A 25,792-nucleotide genomic window follows, 5' to 3' on the forward strand; every position below is an offset into this window, starting at 1 on the left:
GCCTCCATACCCCCACCATCAGCCACCAATAGCCTGAACTTCCTGCACAGGCAGCCGCTGCACAGCAGTCACGTTCGCCTGACCGATCGGATTCCACCCACCGGCGTCCTTGCCGACCCAGTACGAGACCTCCCAGGTGATCGTCAGCTTCACCGTGTACATCCCGTCCGGCTGACTCGCACTGGACTTCTTGTAGACGTGCTTACAGGGGTTGACCTGGTCGTTCGGATCCTTCGACTGGTCGTATCCGTCGGGGTCGTCGACCGGCGTCACACCGGCGGCGCACTTGAACGGGCCGGTGCCGTCACCGGGGTCGATCGTCAGCCGCACGACCATGCCCTGCATCGTGAGATTGTGCTTCGGGTCGAAGTACCCGCTGGTCATCTCCTCCGGCGTGTACTTGCCGATGTCGCTCTTGACCGCTATCGAACTTTCCGGGGTCAGGGTGAAGTAGGCGGGAACGTTCACGCGCGGTGTGTAGGTCGGCATGATCTGCAGCGCCGGCGGAGGATAGGTGCTTTTGAAGGGCCACCAGAACTGGTTCATGTAGTCCGGGAACGGGCACTGGGCGCGCTCCTCGGGGCCGACCGCGACGTATGCCCGCTCCAGGTGAGCCTCAGGTCCGCCGTTGTAGCTGTCGAGCGTGTAGTCGGTGATCGTGATCCGCAGCACCCACATCTTGCCTTCCGGCGCCCGCGGCAGCCTGATGCCCTCAGGGATGTCGAAATCACGGCACGGCACGAACGGTCTGCCGCGCAGGCGCTCGCGCCACGTCGGAGGCGGCTGGCCGCCTGTGTAAGCCTTGCCGGAGCTGCAGTACGCACCGAAGCCGACCGAGTTCACGTACATGCTGCAGACCTTGTTCCCGGTCTGGATCGTGTCTGCGGTAGCTGTGGTGGCGGAGACCGCCGTGAGTAGTGCGAGTACAACGCTCAGGACGAGCAGTGTGCGACCTACTCGATTGTGCATCCTCACTCCCCAGACTCGTCTTCCCGCAGATTATCTTCGACCAGGGGCATCATGCCCGGTGCCCAGTGCCCCGTCACCTCTTCGCAACCTCGAATGCCAGGCTTCCGGACTAGGCCGGATATCGCATTCCGGCGCAGTTGACGCCCTTGCTGGTGGCCACGCGGTACGGCAGCCAGCCCAGCCCGGTCTTGATCATCTCGAAGACCTCCGGCGAACCGTTCGGAGCGACGACCACCCACTTCCGCGCCTTCGGATCCCAGTACTGCGCGGTCTGCGAACGGCACATCTGAACCGCCACGGTGCCGTCCTGTGTGCTGGCCGCGCCGACCACCACCACACTTCCCGGCGGCTTCATCACCCAGCCGTTGCGCTTGGCATCCGCGATCTCCTGCGACACGTCGGCGTAGAAGAAGGACGGGAAGCGCCTCTTCAGGATGGTGTCGTCCTTCGACACCAGGGCCTGGAAGTACAGCGGGTAGCTGGTCACGAGGCCTTGGACGGCGGGGTTGGACGCGAAGTTCCCGGGCTGCACGATCACCTGCTTGGCTTGGGCGGTCGGCTTCGCGGTCGCGACGGGCTCTGTCGGCGCGCTCGTGGTCGTGCTGGGTTCGGCCGAAGGCGCGCTCGACGACGACGTCGTACCGGAGTCGCCGCCGACCGGGACCGGGCGGCCGCCGTCGTTCGAGTCCTTGCTGCAGGCACTCAGCAGCAGGACACCCGCCACCACGGCGGCCGGGAGGGCAAACCTACGCACGAAGAGAATCCTCCGGGTCTAGCGCCCGCTGGACGGCGGGCTGGTGGGGCCTGACGGGCTGTCGGTCGGCGGGGTCCCGGAAGGATCCGGCGTCGGGGTCACGTTCGGGGAGCAGGTCGCCGGGAACGGGAACGGCGACAGCGTCCAGATCGGGGTCGGCGAACCGAGGGTCCAGGTCGGACACGGCAGGTCGATCGTGGGCGGGCGGGGGTTGCTCGTGGGTGCGCCGGGGCCGTCGGTGGTTGGGTTCACCACGATCGAGGGGATGGTGGGGCTGTCGTCGGCCTTGGTGATGCCTTGTTCGGCGTGGGCCTGGCCGGTGCCGGTGGCTTTGAGGGATTGTTTGCCGACGAGGCCTAAGAACGTTGTTTTGTTGGCGATGTCGACCTGGATGTCGACCTCTTTGTCGGTCAGCGTGGTGGGGCGGCAGGCCGTGACCGCGGGGTCGTTGGAGCGGACCTGGCCGCAGAACTCGGTGATCGCGGCGGCTGCCTTGGCGGTGTCGATCTTGGCCTCGGCGACGTTCAGCTGGATGGCGGCGGCGCCGACGCGGGCGGCTTCCTGGGCGTAGCCGATCGCCCGGGAGCGGGCGCCGAGCTGGCGGCCGCCGTCGATGACCAGGCCGGCCAGGGTGAAGATCATCACCGCGAGGATCGCGACCGCGGGGCTCAGCGCACCGCGCGGGATGCGCCGGTGGTTGCGCCGGGCATCGATCCGGAAGAAGTCCACGAGCTTACGAGCCGTCACCGCGCACCCCCCGGTACGGGTCGAGCGAGGACGTGAAGCGCTTGGTGATCTTCGTGTCGCCGCCGAGACCGAGCAGCCCCAGGTCGCGGTAGTTGATCGTGCAGGTGACCTCGACCGACAGCGGCGAACCGGCCGTGAACCCGGTCGTGATCGAACCCGAGGCGGACTGCTTGCAGGACTCCACCGCCTGGCTCATCGCGGCGGTGACGGCCTGGTCGACGCGGCCCTGGCCCTCTTGCAGCGACCGCGCCTGGCTGGCCCCGCGGGCGCCGTCCCGGGCAGCGCCCTCCAGCAGCGAGGACGTCTGGAAGTACCGCCCGCAGGCGAGCAAGAACATGAACAGCGCCAGCAGCACGGGCGCCAGGATGACCATCTCCAGCGCCAGCGTGCCGCGCTCACGACGCCGGGCAAGTAACCGGCGAACCCCCAGCATCCGCATCCTCACTTGTCGGCGTCGAACTGCTCGATCGGACCGGTGGCGGTCCGGCTCACCTTCAGCGTCAGTCCCGGCACCAGCGAGACGGTGTCGCCGGTGACCGTGAACGAGACCGTGCGTTCCGGGGTGTTGTACGCCGGGAACGGCACGGTGGCATTCCGCAGCGTCGTACCGCCGAGCTGCTGCGCGTACGACTGGATGTCCGCCCGCACCTTCTCCCCCACGGCCGTGGTGTAGACGGGCGGCTGCACCAGCCGCAGCCGGGAGACGCCCTCCTGCGCCGCGTTCAGCGCGACGGACCGCCCGTACAGCCACAGGGCGGTCTGGATGGAGACGAAGATCAGGGTGAGGATCGCCGGCGCGAGGATGGCCAGCTCGAGCGTGCTGACACCTCGCTCCGACCGTCTCCGCCGAACGCCCTTCCGCTCCGGCCGACTCAGCCGCCCCAGCCGCATGGATCTGTCCGTCAGCCCTTGTCGATGTCGGCGGTGTGCTTGTCGATGACCTTCTTCACCACGGCACCGATCGCGAGCGCGGCGACGACCAGGATCCCCGAGATGATCGCCCATTCGAGCGCGGACGCGCCCAGCTCGGTGTGGCCCTGCTTGGCACGGGCCCGCTGGGCCTGCGCCCGGGCAACTGCATAGCCGGCCATCGTGCGCCAGAACATCAACTCCGAGGTCATTCGCATGCCTTCCAGATCGTGAGGCCGAAGCAGGCCTCAGTATGCCGGGTTCGACGGACCATTCCGTCCAACGGATCCCTTGCCGCCCGCATTGTCCGGATCAACTTCCGAGGATCGCCGCGCCGGCCGGGAAGCCCAGGAACAGGAAGAACGCCGCGATCATGACGAGCTGCGCGACCAGCATCGACTGGGAGCGCTCACCCGCCTTGCCTTCCACGTCGGCCAGCTCCTTGCGCCGCAGCGACGCCGCCCGGGCGAGCAGCGAGGAGCGGATCTTCGCGCCCTCGTCACCGGCCAGGGCGAGCGCCGAGGCCAGGTCGCGCAGTTCCTCGACGCCGAGGTCCTCGCCCAGCCGGGCCATCGCGTCCCACGGCGTGATGCCGATCAGCCGCGCGTTCGCCAGGGCCTGCCGGATCCGGGCCATCGCCCAGTGTTCGCCGATCGTCGACGCGGTCATCAGCGCCTCGGGCAGACCGCGGCCGCCGGCGAGGTTCATCGCGACCAGGTCCAGGAAGCTGCCGACCACGTGCCGGAAGTCCCGGCGCCGCTTCTCCGCCTCCTGCCGCAGTGCCAGGTCGGGCAGGAAGAAGGCCAGCGCCATGAACGCCAGCGTCACGATCGCCGGCGCCGGGCCGGGCGCCGTGATCCCGATCGCGGAGAACAGGAACAGCACGATCGGGATGAAGATCATCGCGCCGAGTGCGAAGAACACCTTGGTGGCGAGCATCGCGGCGAACGGCCGGTTCATCACCGCGAGGTCGCTGCGCAGTCTGCCGAACGCCCAGCCGCGCGCGTTGGCCTCCGCCTCCAGCCGACGGCCCAGGGTCTCCCGCGCCCGGTCGACCCCGCCGAGCCGCCGCTCGCCGGCGGCGCTGGTGGTGGCACCGCTCATGTAGCCACCGCGGCCCGCGTCGATCCGCGCGATCGTGGACAGCACGTTGGCCCGTGGCTTGATGAACATCCGGACCAGCACGTACACACCGAGGCCGGCGATACCGCCGGTGATGAAGGCCCAGGTCATCCGCTCACCGTTTCCATCCGCTCGCTCCCCGGCCGGTTCGACCGGTCGTCGACGACGCCGATCAGGAACCGCTCCGGCACCTCGATCTTCGCCAGCCGCCGCAGCCACAGCAGGCCGAGCGCGTAGAGCCCGATCACCACCGTCAGCACGACCTGGCCGATGAAGCTCGTGTACGGCGCCATGTACGCCGAATTGAACAGCACCTGGCTGGCAGCCATCACCAGCGTGATCGCGACCACCACTTGGACGCTGCGCCGGGTGGACCGGCGCTCCGCCGCCACCTTCCGCCGTACGTCGAGCTCCTCGCGGGCCGAGTCCGCCAGCGCGCCGAGCACCTCCCGCAGACCGGGACCGCGCAGCCTGGCGTTCAGCACCAGGGCGGCGACGATCAGGTCGGCGGACGGGTCGTCAAGGTCGTCGGCGAACCGCATCAGGGCTGAAGGCAACGGTTCGCGGATCCGCAGCCGGTCGACGAGCAGGTTCAGGCTGGGCTTGATCGCGGGCGCCGCGTTCACCGCGGTGGCCGGGATCGCCTGTTCCAGGCCGACCGCGCCGGCGATGGTGTCGCGCAGCGCCTCGGTCCAGCTGGCGAGCGCGTCCAGGCGGTCGATCGCCCGGCGTTCCTCACCGGTGCCGCCGAAGAACCGGTCCGCCATCCCGGCCAGCAGGCCGAGGGCGACCGCGAGCACGAGCCAGCGGGTCACCACCAGCACGAGCAGGCCGACCGCGAGCGCGGCGCCGAGCCGGATCATGTTCTTGCGGTGGTCGGCGCCGCGGTTGCGGAACAGCGACGGGGTCTCGTCCTTCGGCTCGGTGCCGCGGAGCGCGACGATCAGCAGCATCACCGCGCCGCCGACCACCGCGCCGCACAACAGCGCCCCCAGAGTCCTGTCGCTCATCGGCGTCCTCGCTTCGCTCCGGGCGCCGACGAGGCACGAATCGGACTGTGCTTGATGGTGACCTCGCTCCGCTCGCTCACTGCCTCACGCCCACGTTCCGTGGACGAGCGGCTGGTACCCGAAGTGCTCGAGCTCGTCCATGCAGGCGATCGGCGCGTGCGCCGCGGCGCGGCCGTCCGGTCCCGGGGCGAACACCTCGCCGGACAGCACCCGGCCGTCCCATCCGGTGACCTCCCGGATGCTCTCGACGTACCGGCTGAGGCCGCCGCCGCGCGAGTAGTCGTTGTGCTTGCGGACGAACACGACGAAGTCGAGCGCGCCGGCGATCAGCATCTGCGTGGCGTCCATCGGCAGCCGCTCCATCGCCTGGATCGCGTACGTGCTGATCCGGTTGAACACCTCCATCGAGCTGTTCGAGTGGATCGTCGACAGCGAGCCGTCGTTGCCCTGGCTCATCGCGTTCAGCATCGTGACGATCTCGTCGCCGAGCACCTCACCGACGATGACGCGCGACGGGTTCATGCGCAGCGAGCGGCGGACCAGGTCGGCCATGCTCACCAGGCCGACGCCCTCGGAGTTCGGCAGCCGCTCCTCGAACGCGACCACGTTCGGGTGCAAGTCCTTGAACTCGCCGAGGCCGAGCTCGAGCGAGCGCTCGACGGTGATCAGCCGCTCGTGCGGCTGGATCTCGTTGGCCAGCGCGCGCAGCAGCGTCGTCTTCCCGGAGTTCGTCGCGCCGGCGATCATGATGTTCTTGCGCGCCGCGACCGCCGCGCGCAGGAACGAGCCGACGTCGTCGGTCAGCGTGCCGTTGGCGACCAGGTCCTTCAGGAACACTTTGCCGAGCCGGGCCCGCCGGATCGAGACCGCGGGCCGCGACGTCACGCCCATCACCGCCGACAGGCGGGACCCGTCCGGCAGCCGCAGGTCCAGCTGCGGGTTCGCCGAGTCGAACGGGCGGCTGGTCAGGCCGGCGTGCGCCGCCAGCACCTGGATCAGCTCGACCAGTTCGTCGTCGCTCTCGGCCACCGGCCCCGGGGTCTCCTCGCGGCCGTCGCCGTACTGCACGAAGATCTGGTCGCAGCCGTTGATGTCGATGTTCTCGACCTCGGGGTCGTCGATCAGCGGCTGCAGCCGGCCGACGCCGAACAGCGCCGAGTGGATCGCGCCGGCGATCTGCGCGTCGTCGTCCGGGGTCGGCGGCGTCCGGCCCTCGGCCAGCTCGTACCGCGCGTAGTCCTCGAGCACCTGCACGATCAGCGACCGCGCGTACTCCCGCTCGTCCTCCGCGCTCATCGGAGGTACGCCGTTCACCTGGTCGCGGCGGCGCTGCTCGTTCAGCCGCTCCGCGACCTGGACGCGCAGTTTGCGGACCAGCTCCTGATCAGCGCTCACCGGTAATCACCCGGCGGGAACGCGGCGTTGGCCATGTCGAAGTCCTGCGGCGGCGGCGCGGACACCAGCGACGCCATCTCGGCGGTGATCGCGGTCGCGGACCGGATCAGCTGGGTCTTGTCGAGCCGGCCGTGGCCGCGCCCGTCGAAGAACGCCGCACCGGCCGGGTCGTACGCCAGGTGCCAGCGGTGCCGGACCGGCAGGGACATCGCATCCAGCACGGACCAGACCTGCTTCACGCCGTCGCGCTGCTTCGGGTCGGCCACGACGACCACGCCGAGCTGTGCGTCGACGTGGTGCACCAGCGTCGACAGCCGCTCCCGCAGGTGCGCCACCGACGAGCCGGTCGCCGTACACACCAGGACGACGAGGCGGGCGGACTGGATGACCGGCAGCTGCGGCGAGGACGCACCGATCCGCCCGCAGTCGGCCAGCACGTCGCCGTGCTGCATCTGGTTGAAGGAGATGCCGAGCGGGTGCCAGAGGCCGCCCATGCCACCCACCTGCTCCGGCGAGCGCACGCCGAGCAGTACGTCGAGACCGCCGTCGAGCTGCTGGCTGTGCGCGAGGATGACCTCGTCCCCCAGGCCCTTGCGGCTCGCCGCGGCCAGACTGACCAGGCCGCGGTCGGAGTTCAGCGCGGCGCCGGCCGGGCCGGTCATCCGGATCGCCACGTCACTGCCGGCCGGGTCGCACTCGGCCAGCAGCACCTGCCGCGGCCAGAGCGCGCCGAAGACCAGACTTGCCGTGGTCACGCCGGGCGAGCCCTTTGCGCTCGCCAGTGCCACCAGTGCCATCAGTTGGCCCCGCTACGTTCGACGTCCGGCGTGGTGCCCGGCGCCAGCTTCACCAGGACCAGGGTCTTGGCGGCTGCCGCGGCCGCGACCGTCGTGATGTCGTCCGCCGGGATCATGATCGTCACGTTGAGCGAGCTGTTCGCACTCGTCTTGCTGTCGGTGATCGCACCGACCGTCGAGGTCACCTTGGCCGCGCTGACCAGCGGGACCGCGGCACCTTCCTGGTTGGCCGAAGGCACCCGGATGACCTTGACGACGTCGCCGACGAGGAGTCCGTCCGACGGCGCGCGCCCGGCCTCGAGGGTGACACCGACGAGCGCACCGCCGGCCGGGATCGGCTGCTCACCCTCCTTGGTGAGGCTGTCCGGGGTGACGAACTGGTCCTTGTACAGCCAGGTTTTGGTGTAGCGGCCGAGGTACTTGTTCGCCTCCGACCACGGGATCAGCCCGCCGGTGGCGCCGGCCAGGTCACCGCGGGAGAAGTCCTTGGACTCCAGCTTGTGGCCGGGCGGGAGCGTGTCGGCGACCGCGACGAAGTCGGAGCGGTTGCCGCTGTTCAACGCGATCAAGGCGGACCCGGCAGCGCCGAGCAGGATCAGGATCACCGCGAGCGCGGCCAGGGCGGGGCGCCGTTCCCGGCTGCCCGGGAGGCGGGTCGCCGCGCCACCCGTCGATCGGCCCGCTGCGCGGGCGCCTGGGGAAGAGGTACGCGTGGAGGACGAGAGACTCACGCGCCTACCGTAATGGCAGCGAGGTGCCATCCGCGCCAGCCGGCCACTGCCGTTACCGCGCCGCGACCCGCTCCAGCTCGTCGGGCCGGAGCAGCTGGTTGAAGGTGCCCGGCCCGCCGTACAACTGGTCTAGATAGGCATACATGGCGCGCAGGCACAGCCCGACCTGACGCTCCCAGCCCGGCCGTCCTTCCAGCCACACCACGAGGTCCCGTCCCTCGGCCAGCGTGACGGCCGCGTTGACCGGCTGGACGAGCCGGTCCGTGTCGGGGTCCGGCTCGATCCGCGGTCCGCGGGCCTCCTGGACCGCCGCGGCCAGCGCCGCTTGCTCGGCACCGGTGCGGAAGTAGTCGAACCCGTGCTTGCCGTGCAGCAGGTCGAGGTACTCGCAGAGCGCGAGGAACAGCTCGATGCCGTCGTACTCCCGGCCGTCACCGGCGTGGTGCCGCAGCTGCGCGACCGTGCTACGAGCCTGAGGGATGTTCCAATCGGAATCTCCCAGCTTCTCCCACATGGACTCGATCCTAGGCGGACCCCCCGGCGTAAATCGTTAACAGTTCGGGTGGTTCGAGTTGCTGGCGAGTAACCGTTTGTTTGCTAAATTCCGGAACCAGAGGGTCCTGGTGACAACTGGTGAGCACCAGGCCTCTCACGGGAGAGGTGATTCGGCTGACTACACCGACGTTGTCCGCCGCAGATCCGACGACTCGCGCCCAATGGGCCGTCGGAAACGCGCTCGGGATCCTGTACCCCTCGGCGGTACCGCTGCGGGACGGGCGGGTCCGGTTGACCACCCGCGACGATCTGCTGACCGCGCGCGCGATGCGCGCGATCGAGGAACTGCTCGCCCAACGGGCCGCGGACCGGATCAGCGAGGACCGGCTGCTGGCGGAGGCCGTGACAGCGGTGGGTGCCGAGGTGGCTGTGGCGCGCGGCGAACTGCCGGCGCGCGGCGCCGCCGACGCCCTCGACCGGTACCTGCAGGTCCCGGGGCTGGCCCAGTCCCGCCGCGCCGAGGCGGATGCGCTGCTGCGCGTCGCCCTCAGCGGCGCGGCACCGGACGACCCGGCGTCGGCCGCCCGGCTGGCCCGGCTGACCGCGCCGAACAGCCACGCGACGTCGACGATCGTCTCCGCCTCGGCCGCGATCAACCGCGACGCCGAACTCCTCGGCGTCGGTACGCCGTCCGTAGCGCTCCGCCGCGGACGCCGTCGCGCCCAGGTCGGCAGCCGCCACCGCAGCGCGGAAGGCCGGCGGGTCTGGACCGCGCAGATCCGCGGCACCGGTCTGGCCATCGGCAATCGTCCGAGCTCGCAGCCGCAGCTCACCGAGACGCACGCGCTGAACGTGCTCGCGGCGATGGACCGCCGGTCCCTGGCCGCATCGGTCACCGATCGGCCGGCCGTCGACCACGGCTCCGGCCAGGCCGTCCTGCAGACGACGACGTCCGACGTACCGCACCGGCTCCGGATCGAGATCGGCGACACCGTCCTGGGCGCGATGGGCCAGGGCGTCATCCGGGCCGGCACCGAGAACGACCCGAGCGTCCTGCGGATCCCGGCCGGGCTCAGCGACGAGCAGGTTCGCTACGTCTACACGCACCAACTGGCGCTGATGACCCAGGAGATCGCCGCCGCGGAGGCCGGGCCGTCCCGTGGTCTCCTGGGCAAGCTGCGGTCCGTCTTCAGCCACGAGCGCCGCGACCGCCGGTTGCACGCGGACGAGGCGGCCTTCGAGGGGCTGGTCCGGGATTGGCACGAAGCCCGCGCCGAGACCTTGGCGAACGGGCAGCCGAGCGGGCCGCGGAGCGTCGCCGATCTCCAACGCGACATCGAGGCTCTCGGCCGGACGATTCGCCGGCACGGTGGCGCCGAGCCGGCGCTTCCCTGGACCGCCGGTGTGGTCGTCACGCCCGACGCGGCCGCCGTCGGGCGGGCCGCCGCGCGGGCCGAGGCCGCGGCGAAGCCCGCCCGGAACACGCCCGCGCACCTGCGCGGTCAGGTCGTCACCCAGATCGAGACGCTCCAGGCCGCGGTCGCGGATCTCGACGCGAAGGCGCAGCGCAAACGCGGTACCTCCAGAACCGCGACCCGCGAGGCCGCGAAGAAGGAGAAGGACGCCACTGCGGAGGACAAGGCCCGCGACCGCGGTGCGCCGGAGCGCGCGCGGCAGCTGCGCAAAGACGCCGAGAAGGCGCAGAACCGGGCCGGCCGGCACACCGAGATCGCCGGGGCCTACGACCAGGCCGCCGCCGACGCCCGGGCCGCCCTGGCCGGGTACGAGGCGCTGCTCACCGAGATCGACGCGAACGGCCCGCAGGCCAGGCTCGCCGATCTGTCTGCCGCCGCGAAGCAGCAGGTGGCGGTGTACGAGCGCAGTCTCGGCCAGGCGATGCCGACCAAGGACCTGCTGATGACCGGCGTCCCGGAGGGCGACCAGCTCCGGCTCCCGGTCGACGACATCAACCGGGTGCTGGCCAGGGAAGGCATCACCGCACGGATTCCGGACCGCTCCCCGGTGCCGATGCCCGCGGCGGAGTACCGGCGGCTGATGTCGCGTGACGGGATGCAGCTCCCGATCCCCGACGACGCCGGCACGCCGGCCGCGGAGCTGGCCGAGTTCCGGGTGGTGGCGATCGCCGAGGACATCACCGAACTCGACCAGATCGACTTCCGGATGGCCGAGCAGATGTCCGGCACGCTCGGCGAGGGCGGGACCGGCTTCGGCACCACCGACACCCATTCGACGAACGTCAATGTCGGCGTCAACATCGGCCCGTTCCTGGCGATGGCCGCACCCGGTACGCCGGTGCACGCCGCCTCGCAGCTCGTGTCGCCCCGCGTCGAGGTGTCGCGCGGCCGTTCGCTCGCCGAGAGCAGCGGCGCGACGGCGCACCACCAGTCCGGCTGGGTCGATGACAACCGCGGCGAGTCGATCCTTTACGAGTGGTCCGGCAAGTTCGAGATCCAGGTACGCCGCTCCCCCACCGAGCCCTGGTCCGCGGTCGAGACCGTCGACGCCGGCCGGCAGCAGACGTGGGTGTCCAGCGCGTATACGGTGCAGGCCCCGACGGACACCGTCACGCTCGCGGGGATCGGCCACGGGAAGGACGTCACCGGCGAGTTCCCGCGGCACGCGGTCACCAGCATCACCGGACTGCACGACGTCACCGACCGCCTGTTCCGCAGGACCCAGCAGCAGTACGGCGACCTGGACCGGGCCTCGTACGACCACATCGCCGGCCTGATGGTCAACGACTCGCACCGGCTGTTGCGCGAGATGAGTCAGCCGGGCGGCATCACCCGGCGGATCCCCGCCCGCGGCGGGACGGAGTACGAACTCACCTGGGAGGTCGAACCCGTCTGGGGCAAGGCCGAACTCGTCGGTGAGTCCAGCCCGGAGATGTGGCAGGAAGAGGTCCTCGTCGACTTCGCCGGCGTCAACGCGAGCCAGACGTACACCGCGTCGGTCACCGGCACCGGCTCGGTCGGGTTCCCCGGCACGCCCTCGAAGGTGAGCCCGGTGGCCGCGGCGAGTGCGCTGAACAACGTGTTCGGCACCCCGATCAGCGTCGGGCCGAGTGTGTCGGCCGGACGCAACGTGTCCCGCTCCGGCGGCCAGGCCGTCAGCATGACCGCGATCACCCCGGTCGTGCACCGCAACCAGGGCCCGACCCAGGGCGTGCTGCTGGGTCTGAACGTCCGCGCGACGCTGCGCAAGGTCGGCGACAAGTTGGCCGAATCGATCGTCGAGACCGGCGAGGCCAAGGCGCTGGTCCGGGTCGCGGAGAACGACCTGCTCCGTGCGGGCGGTCGCGCGGACCGCAACGCCGTGCTGTGGGAGGACGACGGCAAGACGCCGAAGCTGGATCCGCAAGGGCGGGTGCTGCTCCGGGGCGACGCGGCGCCGTCGACGGCGCCGCAGAAGATGCCGCCGTGGATGGGCCGCGGCGAGAACCAGCTCCGCGGTGTCGGCAAGGCCCTGGCGCAGAACCTGCAGGGCGCCGATCAGGCACAGCTGCAGGCGCTGACGCAGCTCGCCGAGATGGGCCTGGTGGCGCGACCGGGTGAGCCGGCGACCGCGCAGCAGCTCGCCAACTACGAGCGGGTCCGGCAGAACATCAGCGCGCCGCGGATCGAGGCCGGCATCAACCAGGCCTGTCAGGGCGGCCTGATCGTGATGCTCGAGGACCACGGCGTCGCCGGTACGCCGCGCTGGCGGCCGTTCCGGCTGTCGGTCACCCAGGAGACGGACGCGAACGACCAGTTCCCGGTCGAGGGCCGCGGGACGAGCACGAACGAGAACGCCGTGATTCTCGGCATCAGCTCCCGGGCCACCGGGCGGACGTCCAGCCGGTCCCGCGGCGTGCCGCTGTCCGCCGGGGCCGGCGCCTCCGACGGCCCCGACGAAGGACGCCGTGGCTGGGCGGGGCGGCTCGGGTTCAAGTTCAGCCGGAACGCGATCGGCCGCAGCTTCAGCTGGACCGCCGGGCGACGCGTCAACCGCGTCACGCTCAGCGAGAGCACCGAGCCGATGGACCGGATCAAGCAGAACCTCCGGATCACGTTCGCGGAGATCACCGACAAGGGTGACGCCGAGCCGATCGCCGACGTCCAGGGCAGCATGGAGGTCGCGTACGACAGCGCGATGACGCGGGCCGACACCCCGGTGTACGAGAAGGACCCCGAGCCGCCGCACCACCAGGCGGTCGAGCAGGCCTTCCCGGTCGCGGTCGACGCCGGGAACGCGGCGGACGTGCTGTGCAAGGCGATCCCGGCGATCCGGTCCGATTCGACGGCGCTGGCCTCGCTGCACGAGGACCTGTCGCCGGCCAGCCTGGTCGCGAACCGCGAGTGGCTGAACGGCAAGTACCGGCTGCCGTTCACCGTGGTGCGCGCGCCCGGGAGTCCGGCGCATGCGCTCGAGGACGGGACGCTGCTGCCGCAGGAGTACGAGATCGTGATCCGGGGTGAGGCGGTCAGCCTCACGCACGTGGCGATGAGCCAGCAGAACACCCTGGACATCAACTTCACGATGACCGACGTCGGGTCCACTTCCGGCCGGTCCGCGGGCGGCGGCGTCAGCGGCGACGCCCGGCTCGGCGTGACCGAGGCCGGCGGCGCCGCGACGTCCGGTGGGCTCTCGGTCGGCCGCACCGGCGGTCGCTCGGAGTCCGTCACGACCAGCGAGACGTCCGGCGACGAGCGACTGCTGGTCAACACGGGCACACACCACGAGTTCATCGAGCGGCACAAGATGACCGCAGACATCGTCCACAACGGTCAGGTGGTTCGGTCGATCGAGCTGCCGGACGCGGTGGTGCAGAAGGCGATGGCCGAGCGGCGGGCGCTGGAGCTCTACGGCGCCGGGAAGCTGGATCTGCCGGTGTGGGTGGCCGCCGACGCCGCCGAGCGGTACCTGAACGACAAGCTGCCGATCAGCCAGCGGGTCGCGAGTCGCTTCCTCGTCCGCTACGCGAAGGAGAAGGAGGGTGTCACCACCGGTTTGGCGGCCGAGCACACCACCGAGCTCCTGACAGCCAAGCTTCGCAAGCACGGACGGGTCCGGGCTTCCCGCTCCTCGACCGAGCCCAAGCGCTTCGAGTCAACGGCGAGACGTGTCGAGGCGCAGGCGGACCAGCGCCGCGACGCGCATGCGTCCGAGGCCTACGAGGACAGCCTCGGCGCGGCCCAGATCGAGTCGATCACCGTCGAGGGCACCGACCGCCGGGTCGACCTGCGCGAGCTGGTCGAACCGCAGGTCGACGAGCTGGCCCCGGGCCTGCGGAATGCGAGCCGGCTGCTGCAGAACGCGCTGGACGTCGACCTCAGCGAGGACGGCTTCCAGGGCAATCTCGACGACATGCTCGGCGCCGGCGGGCTCGAAGCGCCGATCGAGGTTCCGATCCAGGGCCAGGAACGCCCGGACGTGTTCTTCGTCCAGACGGCGGCCTGGTACGAGGGCGGGTTCACCACCGACGGCGTACCGGTCAAGAAGGACGGCACTCCCCTGTACCCGAAGCCGGAGACCTACGGCATCGGGCAGAACTACGACTACAAGCAGCTCGACCGGTCGGCGAGCCACACCGTCACCATCTCGGCCGGTGTCGACGGCAAGACCCCCGGCGCGCTCGGGGACGGCTCACTGGGCGTCTCGACGGACCAGAGCAAGACGCAGTCGGGCGGCGGCGGCGAGCAGAACGCCACGATCGACCGGCACGGCCACGAACTGGTCGAGGTGCAGCGGACCATCGTGTTCGAGACCCGGGTCGTACGGGTCCGCAATGCCGGTGCGGCCGCGATGGCCAGCGCCCGCTGGAAGCTCGGCCGGATCGACCCGGACGACGTCACCAGCGTGTCCGAACCCCGGCAGGTGCGGGCCGTCGTGAAGATGCTGGTGCCGCGCGGCGACCTGATGGACGGCCCGCGTCCGCAGACCCAGCCGGAGCTCGAGGAACGGGCGGAGCACCGCCCGATCGAACTCCCGGAAGGCGCGGTCCCGATCCGCGCCGCGCTGCACGCCCGCGGCGGCGCCCGGCGCAACGAGCTCGCCGAGAACCTGACCGACGAATTGCGCAAGCGCTACGGGCCGAGGTTCGTCGCGGAGTACCGCCACCTGATCCGGTCGAACCTCAAGCCGACCGCGCTGAAGGCGAAGGCGGGCCGGTTGCTCGGTGGCGGGATCGCCCTGCAGCCGATGGCGGAGCCGGGCAACGGGCGTACGACGGTCAGCGTCGAGATCAACGCGACCGCGGTCGGCTGGGAGCTGCACGGGCCGGTGGTCGACGGTCAGGTGGGCCGCGTCTGGCGCCGCCAGGAGGCGTACCGCTCGGCGACCAGCAGCAATCGGCTGACCCCGCTCACGGGGTCCGGGGGTGTCGACGGCGGACTCGTGTCGGTCGGCGGTTCGATCGGTGAACAGGTCAAGGAACAGTCCTCGGACCAGAACGGCACCCGCCTGGAGACCAGCAGGTTCACCGAGGGCCAGCTGGTCACGGTCCGGATCCCGGTGGTGTACGGCGCCACGGTCCGGGAGACGACCGACAGCGGCCGTGGCGAACCCGTCGTACGGAACTCCACCAACCTGCCGAACCTGGCGCGCGGTGAGATGTTCGTCCGGATGCTCCGCCACCAGTACCTCGAGGGACTCCGGCAGATGGAGGCCGGCGCGACGCTCGACTCGGTACTGGCCAACGCACGGCTGGAGGCCCGGCCGGCGGATTTCGGACGGCCGGACATCACCGCGACCGAGTACGGGCAGGGCAAGGACGGCGCCGTCTACCAGCCGTACCGCCCGCTGCTCGCCGCCCTCGATCGGGCCCGGACCGAAGGCAGGCCCGTGGTGCTGCTGGTCCAGCAGGCCGACGGCACCGAGCGGAAGTACAAGGCCACTCCCGCCGACCCCGAACGGAACATCCCGGCGCGTCTCCTCGGCGACCGCGACGGCGGTTTCGCGTCGGCGTTCGCGACCCTGCACCCGAACCTGGCGCTGATGGCCGAGGGACGGGTCGACCTGCGCGAGCTGTACAACACGTCCGGACCGGACGGCAGCTTCAGCGCGAAGGTGGCCGGCGAACTGGAGGCCGCCGGCGTCCCGCGGGACGTGCTGAAGGCGCTCGACTACACGACGGCGGCGCGGTCGCTGCCGCCGGTCACCGGGCCGGGCGCGCGGTCCTCGGCGGTTTCGGGCCGGACGATCGCCTCTCCCGGCCAGGGACCGTCGATGTCCGGGCCGTGAGGCCGATGACGGCAACTTCGGTGTCAGTACTCCGAGAACGAGAGGGGCTTCATGGCCTTCGCGGTGGCCCGCACCTGGGACGAGGCACAGCTGTACCTCGAGCTGCATCCGTGCCCGGACTGCGGTTCGGTCGAGGCGCCCTGGGAGCAGACGCTGGTCCAGATCGACGGTGGGCCCGCCTGCAGCTACGCGGCGGTCTGCCCGGGGTGCCGCGCCGAGCGTGAGTACTTGTTCGGGCTGCCCGCGCAGGAGACCGCGGTGCAGGGCTGGCCGACGTTCGGCGGCCCGGAGCCGTCCGAGATCATCGACGCGGGCCAGTGGCTGGACGTGGCCGACACCGCGGCGGCCGCCGTCCCCACAGCTCCAGACGAGGCCGGTAGGGTGCTGGCCGTCGCGCGCGCCGCGGTCGTCGAGGTGATCAAGTTCGTCCCGGCCGGCGCGGACGCCGTACCGGAGGACGAGTTCTGGACACCGGAAGGACAGGCGGTGCGGGCGGCCGAGCCCGGGCGCTTCCGGCTGGACCGGTTGCTGGTGACTCGGGACGCGTACGGCGAACTGGCCAGTCAGATCAGGGAAACAGGAGCGAGATAACCGATGCTGACCGCGAGGACTCTGATGGAGGCCGACATCTACGTGGCCCTGACCCGCGCGCAGGAGGGAGCGGAGCCCGGCGTGGAGCTCACACCGGCGCCGGGTTTCGAGCCCGGCGTCAACCTGACCGAGGGCCCGGACGCCTGGACCTACGCGTCGCCGGTCGGCGATATCACGATCCCGTATGCCTCGGAGAAGTCGGCCACGCTGATCGGGGCGCACTGGGGCCTCGGCAGGTCGCGGCTGATCGACGCTGCGGAGTGGACCGCGGTCGGACGGCTGTACTGGGAGCGCGGCGTCGAGGCGGACATGGCCTACAACGGCGAGCCCGGTAAGGAGCGCGACCTCGTCGCGCTGAACTTCGAGCTCGCCGCGGAGGCGATCGCCGAGGCGATCAAGTTCCTGCCCGAGGGGGTGCACGAGGTTCCGGACTCGGAGATCTGGACCGCGTACGGCGCCGACATCAAGGCGGACGACCCGCACGTCGTGACCAGGGCGCGGCTCGAGGAGGACCTGGAGACCTACAGCGGCGCGCTCGCGGACTTCCGGGCTTTGTACAGCGATTCCTGATGTGACGAACCCCACCGGCGATTGTTAACCATTGTGGTGGGATTTACGGCGAGTAATCTCCCGGTCCGGGGATCCGAACGGGGAGATTGGCGTTGATGGCTGCTGCCGGCACGGAGGACAGCCCACGAGTTCGCGCGCGCCAGGCGCTCGGGCTCGCGATCGGTCTGATCGCCCCCGAGGCGATCGCTCTTCGGGACGGCACGCTGCGGTTGCGGCATTCCCGTGAGCGGCCGGCCCGCACAGCGCTGCGGCGGCTCGAACGCCGGCTGGAACGGCGCGCGGCCGCGGTCGGCGATGACCGGCTGGTCGCCGAGGCGGTGGCGTTCGTCGGGGCCGAGCTCGATCGCGCACGCGGCGGGAACCCGTCCGACGGCGCAACCGCCGCCCTGGACGCCCTCCTGGATCTCCCCGCCCTGCCCGAGCCACAGGTGCGCGAGGCCCAAGCTCTCCTGCAACACGTCCTGGACGGCAATCACCTGGAGTCGGAGTCCGACCTCCGCCGGCTGAGCAGCACACGAGCACGCCGGACGGGCCGCAACCGCCCGTTCGCAGAAGACCTGGTCGCCAACACCCGCGCCCTCGTCCGAGACGCCGAACGCCTGACAGCCCGAGCCCCAGCCCCCACCACACTGCGCGCACCCGGCCGGCCGCGCCGCCCCGTCGGCGGCGTGCACGAATCCGCCGCACCTGCGCGGGCGGTCGGGTTCTTCGGAGCGATCCGTCGGCTGGTGGGCGGAATTCGGGAGGAAGCGCGCAGTCTCCGAGCGGAGCGGGACCGGCGGGCGGAGGCGCAGTACGAGGAGTTCCGCCGGCTCGGGGTGGAGTGGCGGGAGACGCGGGACGGGCTGGGGCTTCGGCCGCTCGCCGACGTCGAGGCGGAGCTGAGGAACCTGTCGGGGGCGATCCGTCAGGGTGGGCATCCTGCTCCGAGCTTCCCATGGGCCGCTGTGCACGTCGTCGTACACGACGCGGAGCCGACGCCGGTGACGACTCCGGAGGAGCGCTTCCAAGCACGCGTAGGTCGACAGCTCGCCGGACTCGAGTCCGCGGCAGCGGATCACGCGCACCGCGCCGCGGTGCGGACCGCGAGCGCGGAAGCCGCCCGCGGGCAGGCGGCCGAACTGTTCGAGGCCGCCGGCACCGAGGCGGCCCTGCAGGACGCGTCCGCGAACGAGCGCGCCCGGCGGCTCCGCGTCCGCGGCGTCGCACGCCTCCGCGTCGCCGAACGCCACACCCAGATCGCCGCCGCCTGCACCGCCGCCGCCGACCAGGCCCGCGCCGCGGCAGAGGTGTGCCGCACGCTGGCGGCGGGCGGAGACGCCGAGGCTGCGGTCCGGGAGGTTCGGGCGTACGAGCAGGCGACTGCCGCGACCCTTCCGGACAAGGAGGTCCAGCACAACGGTCTGCCGTCGGGACGGCTCCCCCACTTGACCAAGTTGTGCGAGGAGCTGAACGCGGCGCTGCGTGAACCGGACCGCTTCACGCCGGACGTTCTGCACCGGACGCTGCGCGGTGAGAGCCGCCGGATTCTCTCGCCCGACGGCTTCGTGCTGACGATCGACGACGAAGCCGGCAGCGTCCGCCAGATCCTTCTTCAGCTCGATCCCGGCGAGCTCCACGAGGTACTTGACAGCCCGCTGACCATCGACGAGGCCCAGGTGGGGCAGGTGGTCCAGGGCGGCTTCAGCGTCGCCACCGCCGCGGCGCAGAACTCCAGTGCGACGGCCAGCGCGAGCCTCCGGTCCGTGACCGAGGCGCTGCCGGACTCGAGCAAGCTGCGCGCCGCCGCCACGTTCGTCTCCCCCGGGGTCGACCTGGCCCGGGGCCGCGGCCGGACGGTCAGCGGCGGCGCGACCGAGTTCGCCCAGACCGGCGCGGTCGAGGCGCTCCGCGGAGAGTTCCTGCGGTACCGGGCGGACCGGCCGCGCTGGATCTGGCGGATCCGCGACTCGGCGACCGCGGAATGGTCGGAGCCCGGCGTCGTCGACGCCGGCGCGGACCGCGACGCGACCACACTCGACCTCGGGTTCATCCACACCTACACCGTTCCGCCGCCGACCGAGACGACCAGTCTCGAGACGCTCGGCCTGGCCGCGGAACGCAGTCCGTCGATGCCCGAGCACATGGCCACCCGCGTCGACGGTCTCAACGACCTGTGCGATCGGACGATGGCGGAGCTCCAGCAGCACCTCGGCGCGGTCGACCGCGTCGGTCACGACCGGGTCCGCAGCCTGATCGCCGAGGACGGGACGATCCGGCTGGACGAGACCACCAGGCCCGGCGGGGTCTGGCGGCTGATCACGAACGGCGGCCGGCCGGTGGCCTGGGCCCAACTGGAGACGACTGTCGATCTGGAGTCCGCCGAGCTGACCAGCGACAGCTCGCCGGACCACAAGCTCGAACACTGGCGCGTCGGCAACACGGGCGCGTCCGGCAGCCAGGCTTTCAGCTCGTCGCGCACCGTCGGTCTGACGGCCAGTACGGCGATCTCCGACCTGGGCTCGACCACCGCAGACCTCGGTCCAGGACTGCGCGCGGGCCGGAACACCAGTCAGGAGGAGACCGCGTCGACCGCCGACCTGGGCAGCCGGTGGAGCACCCAGCGAGTGGCGCCGACCGTCGGTGTGAAGGTGCGTCTGCGGCACAAGGTCACGGTCCACCGCCTCGATCGCGCCGGATCGTTCACGGTCAACGGCAATGGCGACGCCTGCCTGCGGATCGCGGAGCGGGACGCGTTCCGCTACGGCCTCCCGGTTCCGACGGCAGCCCTGGTGCGAGACGAGAACGGCACCGTACGACGTGGTGCCGACGGCCGGCTGCTGCTGCGCGGGGACCCGGTGCCGACCGACACCGCGCTGCAGCTCCCGACCTGGCTCGGCAACGGCCCGGGGCAGTTGCGCGGCGCCGGGCCGGCGATGATCCGCGAGCTCGCCGGCGCCGATCGGGCGCTGCACGGGTTCCTCGCGCACCTGTCGCAGCAGGGCATGATCCCGCCGCTCGACGAGCATGGCCGGCCGCTGCCCGACGGCCTCGCGAACGAGGACCCCGCCGTCGTACTCAGCCGCGCGGAGAACTGGGAACGCGCGTGCCAGCAGATCGCCAAGCACCGCCTGGAGACCGGCTACGACCACGCCGCGCAGGACCGGCTGACGTTCCAGCTCACCGAGCACCGCACGGGTCGTCCGCCGCGGGTCAGGTCCTACCAGATCACCCTCGAGCAGCACTTCGACCGCGTGACGCCGATCGGTGTCGCGGACAACGACATGGTCGTCAACGTCGACATCGGCGTCAGTACGTCGGGACGCACCGGGACCCGGGCGCAGAGCCTGCCGTGGTCGGCCCGGCTGGGTCTGAGCAACGCGCCGGCCACCGGCGAGGCCGGCACCACTCCGAAAGCCGGTGCCTCGGTCGGCCGGACGTCGCAGGGCCGCTCGCTCAGTTGGACGTCCAGCAGGGGCGCGTACCGGATGACGGTGGCCGAGTCGGCCTCGCAGGTCGCGGTGTTCGACGTACCGCACACGATCACGGTCAGCGAGATCACCTCCGACGGGCCGGTAGCGGTGGCCTCGTCCGAGGGCAGTGCGCGGGTCTGGCTCGACGGCGAGTTCTGCCGCGGCTCCGAGCAGACCGCGGTCGCCGTCCGCGGCAAGGTCGAGCCCAACCTGTTGCAGACGGCAACCATTCATCACGTCGACGCCCGCGACCCGATCACCCGGCTGACCGACGCCGTACCGGCGCTCGGCCGCCCCGACAGCGCGGCCCTGCACCACCTCAGCGCGTTCCTCGCCCCACGGAACCTGATCGCCCGCCCGGAGTTGCTCACCACCGAGTACCGCACCAGCCTCGCGGTCGGTTCGCTGCCGGAGGACCCGCTCGACGCGATCCGGCAACGCGGCCTCACCCCGCGGCCGAGGACCCTCACCCTCACCACACGGATCGAGAACCTGCGGTACGTCGGTTCCGGTCAGCCCATCCTCGCCGAGTTGAACGTGACGCTCGCGACCACAGGAAGTACGGCGGGCGCCTCCACGGCCACGACTGCCGGGATCAGCGGCGGTAGCGGGGCCGTGTCGGCCGACGGGCAGTCGTACGGCGCAGCGCTCGGGCTGACCCGCACGACCAGCGTCTCGTCGAGCCGGTCCGAATCGGCCACCACCGGCGTCGAGCGCACGCTGATGCGCGACGGGCAGCACTACCAGTTCTGCGGTGATCTCGTCCTCGAGGCCCAGCTGCGGTCCGGCGGCGCCACGCCGCAGAGCATCCCGCTCGACAACGGCGCCGTACTCCTGACCCTTCCCGAGCGCGACGCTCTCCTGTCGTACGGGCGCGGCGACCTGGACCTCCCGCTGCACCAGGTGGCCGACGCGGTCGAGCGGGTGATCAACGGCAACCTCGTCCTCCCCCGCCGCACTGCGACCGCGCTGATGCGCCGCTACCGGATCGACAGGCGGGGCGCGACCGACGGCCTCGCCGTTGGGCACACCAACGAGGTGCTGGCGAAAGCGCTGCGGACGGCGGCCGGTCTCCCGGAGCAGCCCGATCAGCGCCTCGACGCCGTACTGCGCAGTGCCGAGGATCTCGCCCGGCTACGGGTCTCGGCGCCTCTCCCCCGCCACTACGCCCGGACGATGGGCGGCGCACAGGTCGCCCAGGCCTCGCTGCAGGACCAGGACGGCAACGACACCGACCCGTTCCGGGAGGTCTTCGCGGCGGTGGCGACGCACGCCGAGCGGGCGCTGGACGACCCGGTGCTGGTCAACGCACTGCGCGGCGACCTCGCGGGCACGCGCTGGCGGAGCCAGCTCGACGACATGCTCGACCCACGCGGCTTCGTCCGCGAGCTCCCGTTCCGGCACGGCGCGAGCACGCGCAACCTGCGGGTTCGTCTCCGGCTGAGGTTCGTCGGCGAGCCGACCACGGAAGTCGGCGGGACACAGGGCCAGAGCGGCACCGGCTTCGGCCTCCTGCAGCTCTGGAAGCTCAGCGACCGAAGCCGCAGCGTCACCGAGGGCACGGCGTACGGCGCCTCGCTCGACGGCTCCGGCTCCGACGAGTTGCCGGCGACCGCCGGTGTCGGTGCGGAGCTGAGCACCTCGACCACCGCGTCGACCAGCGTGGCGGGCACCGGTATCAACACCGGCCTGACGCTCGACATGGCCCGCGTCGAGCGGGACTACCAGCTCTTCGTCGAGGTCGAAGACTCGGCGGAGCCGGGCGGGACGTCCGACGTCACCACGACCCGGGTTGCGAGCGGCCGGATGAACCTCGCCGTCCCCGCGTCGGTACTCGACTCCGCTCCGCCCCAGCTCGGGCCACAGGACCACCGCTCCGTCGTACTGCCTGACCGTTACCTCCCCGAAGGCACGCTGCCGTACCTGACCGGCGAGGCTGAGGACAACACGTTGTTCGAGGTCGCCTGCGCACGTCTCGGCGGCGCGGATCTGCTGACGCCGGAGGGCGTCCGGATGCACGCGACGACGCTGGAGTCCCGGCTCGGCGCCGCGAACCGGATGGTCGAGTTCCAGGAGATGGCCGGCGCGTCGGGGCACGAACTCGTACCGCTCGCCGTCCCCGGGGAGACCGCGCGCGTCGTCACGGTCCGGGTCCGTGCCGAGGTCTCGGGCCTGGAACTGGTGTCGGATCCGGACGAGGATCTGACGTCCCAGCTCGGTGAGAACACCCGCGGGCTCAAGGTCAGCCAGTTGACCGCGCGCAGCAGCCAATTGTTGCCCGGCTCCAGGACGATCGGTGGCGGTACGCCGGGCGGCGAAGTGAGCGCGAGCGTGTCCAGCAGCGGCAGGGTCAGCCAGCAGGACACCGGCACCGTCGGGGCGCGGCATGAGACCGGGGTGTACGAGTCCGGTCAGGTCGTCACGGTGAAGGTGCGCGTCGACTACCACCTGGACTTCAAGCGCCTGCGCCTCCGCGCGGGGAAGGCGCCGAAGGTCGAGCGCTCCGACACGCTGCGGCGCGCGGCGTCCGGCGAGGCGTACCTGACCATGTACCGGCACGAGTACGACGCGATGCGGGAGCGGATGGAGGCCGGTCAGACCGCCGACGCCGGACCGGGCCGGGTCCCGACCGTCCAGGTGACCGTGGACGCCGACGAGCAGCACCCGTACCGGCCGTTGGTCGACGCCCTGGACCAGGCCCGGCGCGACGACGTCAACGTCCGGCTCGCGATCCGGGAGACCAACGGCCGGCGGACCATGTACGTCGCCCATCCCGACGGCAGCATGACCGGCCGGGGCGACGGCGGGTTCGCAGCCGCATTCGCGACGCTGCACCCGCGGCTGGCGCTGCTCGCCGAGGGCCGGGTCGACCTCAAGGCCCTGCATCAGCACGGTCCGCCGCGGCGGTTCACCAGCGCGGTCGTCGACGCACTGCAACAGTGCGGCATCCCGGCAGCGGCCCTCGCCGAGACCGACTCGCGGAAGAGCCGTTCCCGGGCCGCCGGCGCATCGATGCGCCGCAGTCACACCACCAACCCTGCGAGCGGGATGACGATCGAGTGAACGACTACGACCCGCCGTACGCGATCGCCCGGACGACCGCCGAGGCGATGCTCTACCTCGACCTCACTGCGTGCCCGGACTGCGGCTCGGACGACGCCGTCTGGCAGCGCGCGATCGACGACGGAGCGCTGCGGTACGTCGGCGCGTGTGCGAACTGCGGCGCCGAGCGGGAGTACCTGTTCTCACCGCCGTACCAAGGGCTCCTTGACGAGGTGGCGACCTTCGGTGGGCCGGAACCCTCGGAGCTTGTCGATGCCGGGCAGTGGCTGGCGATCGCGGACGCCATCGCCGGTGAGATGCCGGCCGACGACCGGTCGGCGGCGGCTCGCGCCGTGATGGCGTACGCCTGCCAGGCCGTGCAGGAAGTCCTGAAGTTCGTCCCGCGGGCCGGCGACGCCGTACCCGCGGAAGCGTTCTGGACGGACGCCGGGCGGGCCGAGCGGGAGCGTGACCCGGGACGTTTCCGGCTGGACCGGCTGCTGGCCGTCCGGGACAGCTACTCCGGCTGATCCACGTCGATGCGGATCGCGCACGCGTCGGCGCCGGCCTGCTCGAGAACCTTCTGCTTCGGATCCGGTACGCCGAGGAACGGCGGCCGCACCAGTGCGCCGAGCTCCTTCAGGCGAGGATCGTCGAGCACGGTGTCGACCGCCCGCCGGTCTCCCCCGCAGACGAGGACGTCGAGGCGCGCCGGGGCGAGGATCCGTACCGCGACCTCGGTCGCCGCCGCGAACGCCTCGCGCGCCTGGTTGTCCCGGCGGCGCGCGTACCGCTGCTGTGACCAGCCGCCCGCCTTGGTCGTCCCCTGCACGTGCCGCGACCCGACCTTCGAGTCGAGAAGCTTGCCGCCGGCAAATACTCCCGCGCCGTAGCCGCCGCGCCGCACCAGCAGTACGCCGAGCCGCCGGTCCCGCAGGACATGCGCGACGAGCCCCTCGCGGGACAACACCGCGAGGGGCTCGAAGGGTACGGCGACGACGGCAGACGCACCGTCCTCCGCGGACAACGTGACGCTCGACGGCGTCACGTCGTACCGCACCGCACCGTGGCGCTCACCGAAGCCGTCCAGCCACCTGTCCAGTCGGCCCGGCGCCACCGAGACGGTTTTCACACGTTGAAGCCGAGGGCGCGCAGCTGGTCGCGGCCGTCGTCGGTGATCTTCTCCGGGCCCCACGGCGGCATCCAGACCCAGTTGATCCGGAAGTCGTTGACGAGGCCGTCCAGCGCCATCCGGGTCTGGTCCTCGATCACGTCGGTCAGCGGGCAGGCTGCCGACGTCAGCGTCATGTCGATGGTCGCCGTACTGGTGTCGTCGACGGTGATGCCGTAGATCAGGCCGAGGTCGACGACGTTGATCCCGAGCTCGGGGTCTACGACGTCCTTCAGCGCCTCGGTGACGTCCTCGACCTTGGCCGGTGTCGTCCCTGCCGGGGCGGCGGCCGCCTCGAGGTCGACCTCGGGCAGCTCGATCTTCTCGTCGGTCTGGTCAGGCATTGCTCACTCCTTGGTCGGCTGCAAGGGCCTGCGCGGTGGCGTCCCGCCACGCGGACCAGCCCAGCAGTGCACACTTCACCCGGGCCGGGAACTGCGCGACGCCCGCGAACGCGACGCCGTCCTCCAGAACCTCTTCGTCCGGTTCGACATTCCCCCGGCCCTGCATCAGCTCGAGGAACTTCTCGTACGTCGCCATCCCCTCCGACACCGGCTTGCCGATCACCAGGTCGGTCATCACCGAGGTCGCGGCCTGGCTGATCGAGCAGCCGACGCTGTCGTGCGTGACGCCCTTGACGGTGTCGCCGTCGAGCTCGACCCGGAGCGTGACCTCGTCCCCGCAGGACGGGTTCACGTGGTGCACCTCCACGTCGTACGGGTCCGCGAGGCCCGCGTGGTGCGGGGTCCGGTAGTGGTCCAGGATGATCTCCTGGTACAGGCTGTCGAGCTGCAT

General features: G+C 71.2%; 20 protein-coding genes. 5 read left to right on the top strand and 15 right to left on the bottom strand.

The genetic code is table 11. From position 1 onward, the window contains the following. Nucleotides 1-18 precede the first annotated feature (18 nt). The 12 genes from AB0I12_RS14555 to AB0I12_RS14610 all read right to left on the bottom strand — a co-directional run bounded on the left by AB0I12_RS14555 (nt 19) and on the right by AB0I12_RS14610 (nt 8,948). The gene (locus AB0I12_RS14555) at nt 19-969 is read right to left on the bottom strand and encodes a hypothetical protein (protein WP_359929224.1); all 951 of its coding nucleotides are present in this window, start codon (nt 967-969) and stop codon (nt 19-21) included. A gap of 109 nt (nt 970-1,078) precedes the next feature. After that, nucleotides 1,079-1,723 (bottom strand): hypothetical protein, encoded by a 645-nt coding sequence (locus AB0I12_RS14560; RefSeq protein ID WP_359929226.1) that lies wholly within the window; start codon nt 1,721-1,723, stop codon nt 1,079-1,081. An 18-nt stretch (nt 1,724-1,741) separates the two neighbouring features. Continuing rightward, on the bottom strand, nt 1,742-2,470 hold the full coding sequence (locus AB0I12_RS14565) for a hypothetical protein (RefSeq protein WP_359929228.1): 729 nt from the start codon (nt 2,468-2,470) through the stop codon (nt 1,742-1,744). Further along, the gene (locus AB0I12_RS14570) at nt 2,457-2,903 is read right to left on the bottom strand and encodes a TadE/TadG family type IV pilus assembly protein (protein ID WP_359929230.1); all 447 of its coding nucleotides are present in this window, start codon (nt 2,901-2,903) and stop codon (nt 2,457-2,459) included. Before AB0I12_RS14570 ends, AB0I12_RS14565 begins: the two co-directional genes overlap by 14 nt. 8 nt (nt 2,904-2,911) lie before the next feature. Next, the gene (locus AB0I12_RS14575; protein ID WP_359929232.1) at nt 2,912-3,361 is read right to left on the bottom strand and encodes a TadE/TadG family type IV pilus assembly protein; all 450 of its coding nucleotides are present in this window, start codon (nt 3,359-3,361) and stop codon (nt 2,912-2,914) included. 11 nt (nt 3,362-3,372) lie between these two features. Then, a complete protein-coding gene (locus tag AB0I12_RS14580) occupies nt 3,373-3,597 on the bottom strand; it encodes a hypothetical protein (RefSeq protein ID WP_359929234.1) in 225 nt (74 codons plus the stop codon). Nucleotides 3,598-3,691: 94 nt separating this feature from the next. Next, nucleotides 3,692-4,612, bottom strand: a complete 921-nt coding sequence (locus tag AB0I12_RS14585; RefSeq protein ID WP_359929236.1) for a type II secretion system F family protein — start codon at nt 4,610-4,612, stop codon at nt 3,692-3,694. After that, a complete protein-coding gene (locus AB0I12_RS14590; RefSeq protein ID WP_359929238.1) occupies nt 4,609-5,511 on the bottom strand; it encodes a type II secretion system F family protein in 903 nt (300 codons plus the stop codon). Before AB0I12_RS14590 ends, AB0I12_RS14585 begins: the two co-directional genes overlap by 4 nt. An 84-nt stretch (nt 5,512-5,595) precedes the next feature. Continuing rightward, nucleotides 5,596-6,906: an ATPase, T2SS/T4P/T4SS family gene (locus AB0I12_RS14595; RefSeq protein ID WP_359929239.1), complete on the bottom strand. Its 1,311-nt coding sequence runs from the start codon at nt 6,904-6,906 to the stop codon at nt 5,596-5,598. Continuing rightward, nucleotides 6,903-7,703, bottom strand: coding sequence for a hypothetical protein (locus AB0I12_RS14600; RefSeq protein WP_359929241.1), 801 nt, complete (start codon nt 7,701-7,703; stop codon nt 6,903-6,905). The genes AB0I12_RS14595 and AB0I12_RS14600 overlap by 4 nt, the downstream gene beginning before the upstream one ends. Beyond that, nucleotides 7,703-8,434 carry a hypothetical protein gene (locus tag AB0I12_RS14605; RefSeq protein WP_359929242.1) on the bottom strand — a complete coding sequence of 244 codons (732 nt, stop codon included), beginning with the start codon at nt 8,432-8,434 and terminating at the stop codon, nt 7,703-7,705. The genes AB0I12_RS14600 and AB0I12_RS14605 overlap by 1 nt, the downstream gene beginning before the upstream one ends. 52 nt (nt 8,435-8,486) lie before the next feature. Next, on the bottom strand, nt 8,487-8,948 hold the full coding sequence (locus tag AB0I12_RS14610; protein ID WP_359929244.1) for a hypothetical protein: 462 nt from the start codon (nt 8,946-8,948) through the stop codon (nt 8,487-8,489). 146 nt (nt 8,949-9,094) lie between these two features. On the opposite strand from AB0I12_RS14610, the gene AB0I12_RS14615 reads away from it, so the two are divergent. The 5 genes from AB0I12_RS14615 (at nt 9,095) to AB0I12_RS14635 (ending at nt 24,356) form a co-directional block, all read left to right on the top strand. Further along, on the top strand, nt 9,095-16,171 hold the full coding sequence (locus AB0I12_RS14615; protein WP_359929245.1) for a hypothetical protein: 7,077 nt from the start codon (nt 9,095-9,097) through the stop codon (nt 16,169-16,171). A 51-nt stretch (nt 16,172-16,222) separates the two neighbouring features. Further along, entirely contained in the window at nt 16,223-16,762 is a 540-nt protein-coding gene (locus tag AB0I12_RS14620; RefSeq protein ID WP_359929247.1) for a hypothetical protein, read from the top strand. A gap of 3 nt (nt 16,763-16,765) precedes the next feature. Further along, nucleotides 16,766-17,332: a hypothetical protein gene (locus AB0I12_RS14625; RefSeq protein ID WP_359929248.1), complete on the top strand. Its 567-nt coding sequence runs from the start codon at nt 16,766-16,768 to the stop codon at nt 17,330-17,332. Between the two features lie 95 nt (nt 17,333-17,427). Continuing rightward, nucleotides 17,428-23,847: a hypothetical protein gene (locus AB0I12_RS14630; protein WP_359929249.1), complete on the top strand. Its 6,420-nt coding sequence runs from the start codon at nt 17,428-17,430 to the stop codon at nt 23,845-23,847. After that, nucleotides 23,844-24,356: a hypothetical protein gene (locus AB0I12_RS14635; protein WP_359929251.1), complete on the top strand. Its 513-nt coding sequence runs from the start codon at nt 23,844-23,846 to the stop codon at nt 24,354-24,356. Before AB0I12_RS14630 ends, AB0I12_RS14635 begins: the two co-directional genes overlap by 4 nt. Here AB0I12_RS14635 and AB0I12_RS14640 read toward each other — a convergent pair. The 3 genes from AB0I12_RS14640 to sufU are packed head-to-tail and all read right to left on the bottom strand — an operon-like array spanning nt 24,344 to nt 25,792. Further along, a complete protein-coding gene (locus AB0I12_RS14640; RefSeq protein ID WP_359929253.1) occupies nt 24,344-24,958 on the bottom strand; it encodes an acVLRF1 family peptidyl-tRNA hydrolase in 615 nt (204 codons plus the stop codon). The genes AB0I12_RS14635 and AB0I12_RS14640 overlap by 13 nt on opposite strands. Further along, complete coding sequence (locus AB0I12_RS14645) at nt 24,955-25,341, bottom strand: metal-sulfur cluster assembly factor (RefSeq protein WP_359929254.1); 387 nt, start codon at nt 25,339-25,341, stop codon at nt 24,955-24,957. The genes AB0I12_RS14640 and AB0I12_RS14645 overlap by 4 nt, the downstream gene beginning before the upstream one ends. Beyond that, complete coding sequence (sufU, locus tag AB0I12_RS14650) at nt 25,334-25,792, bottom strand: Fe-S cluster assembly sulfur transfer protein SufU (protein WP_359929255.1); 459 nt, start codon at nt 25,790-25,792, stop codon at nt 25,334-25,336. The genes AB0I12_RS14645 and sufU overlap by 8 nt, the downstream gene beginning before the upstream one ends.

The sequence above is a fragment of the Kribbella sp. NPDC050459 genome, from assembly GCF_040655315.1.
Classification (GTDB): domain Bacteria; phylum Actinomycetota; class Actinomycetes; order Propionibacteriales; family Kribbellaceae; genus Kribbella.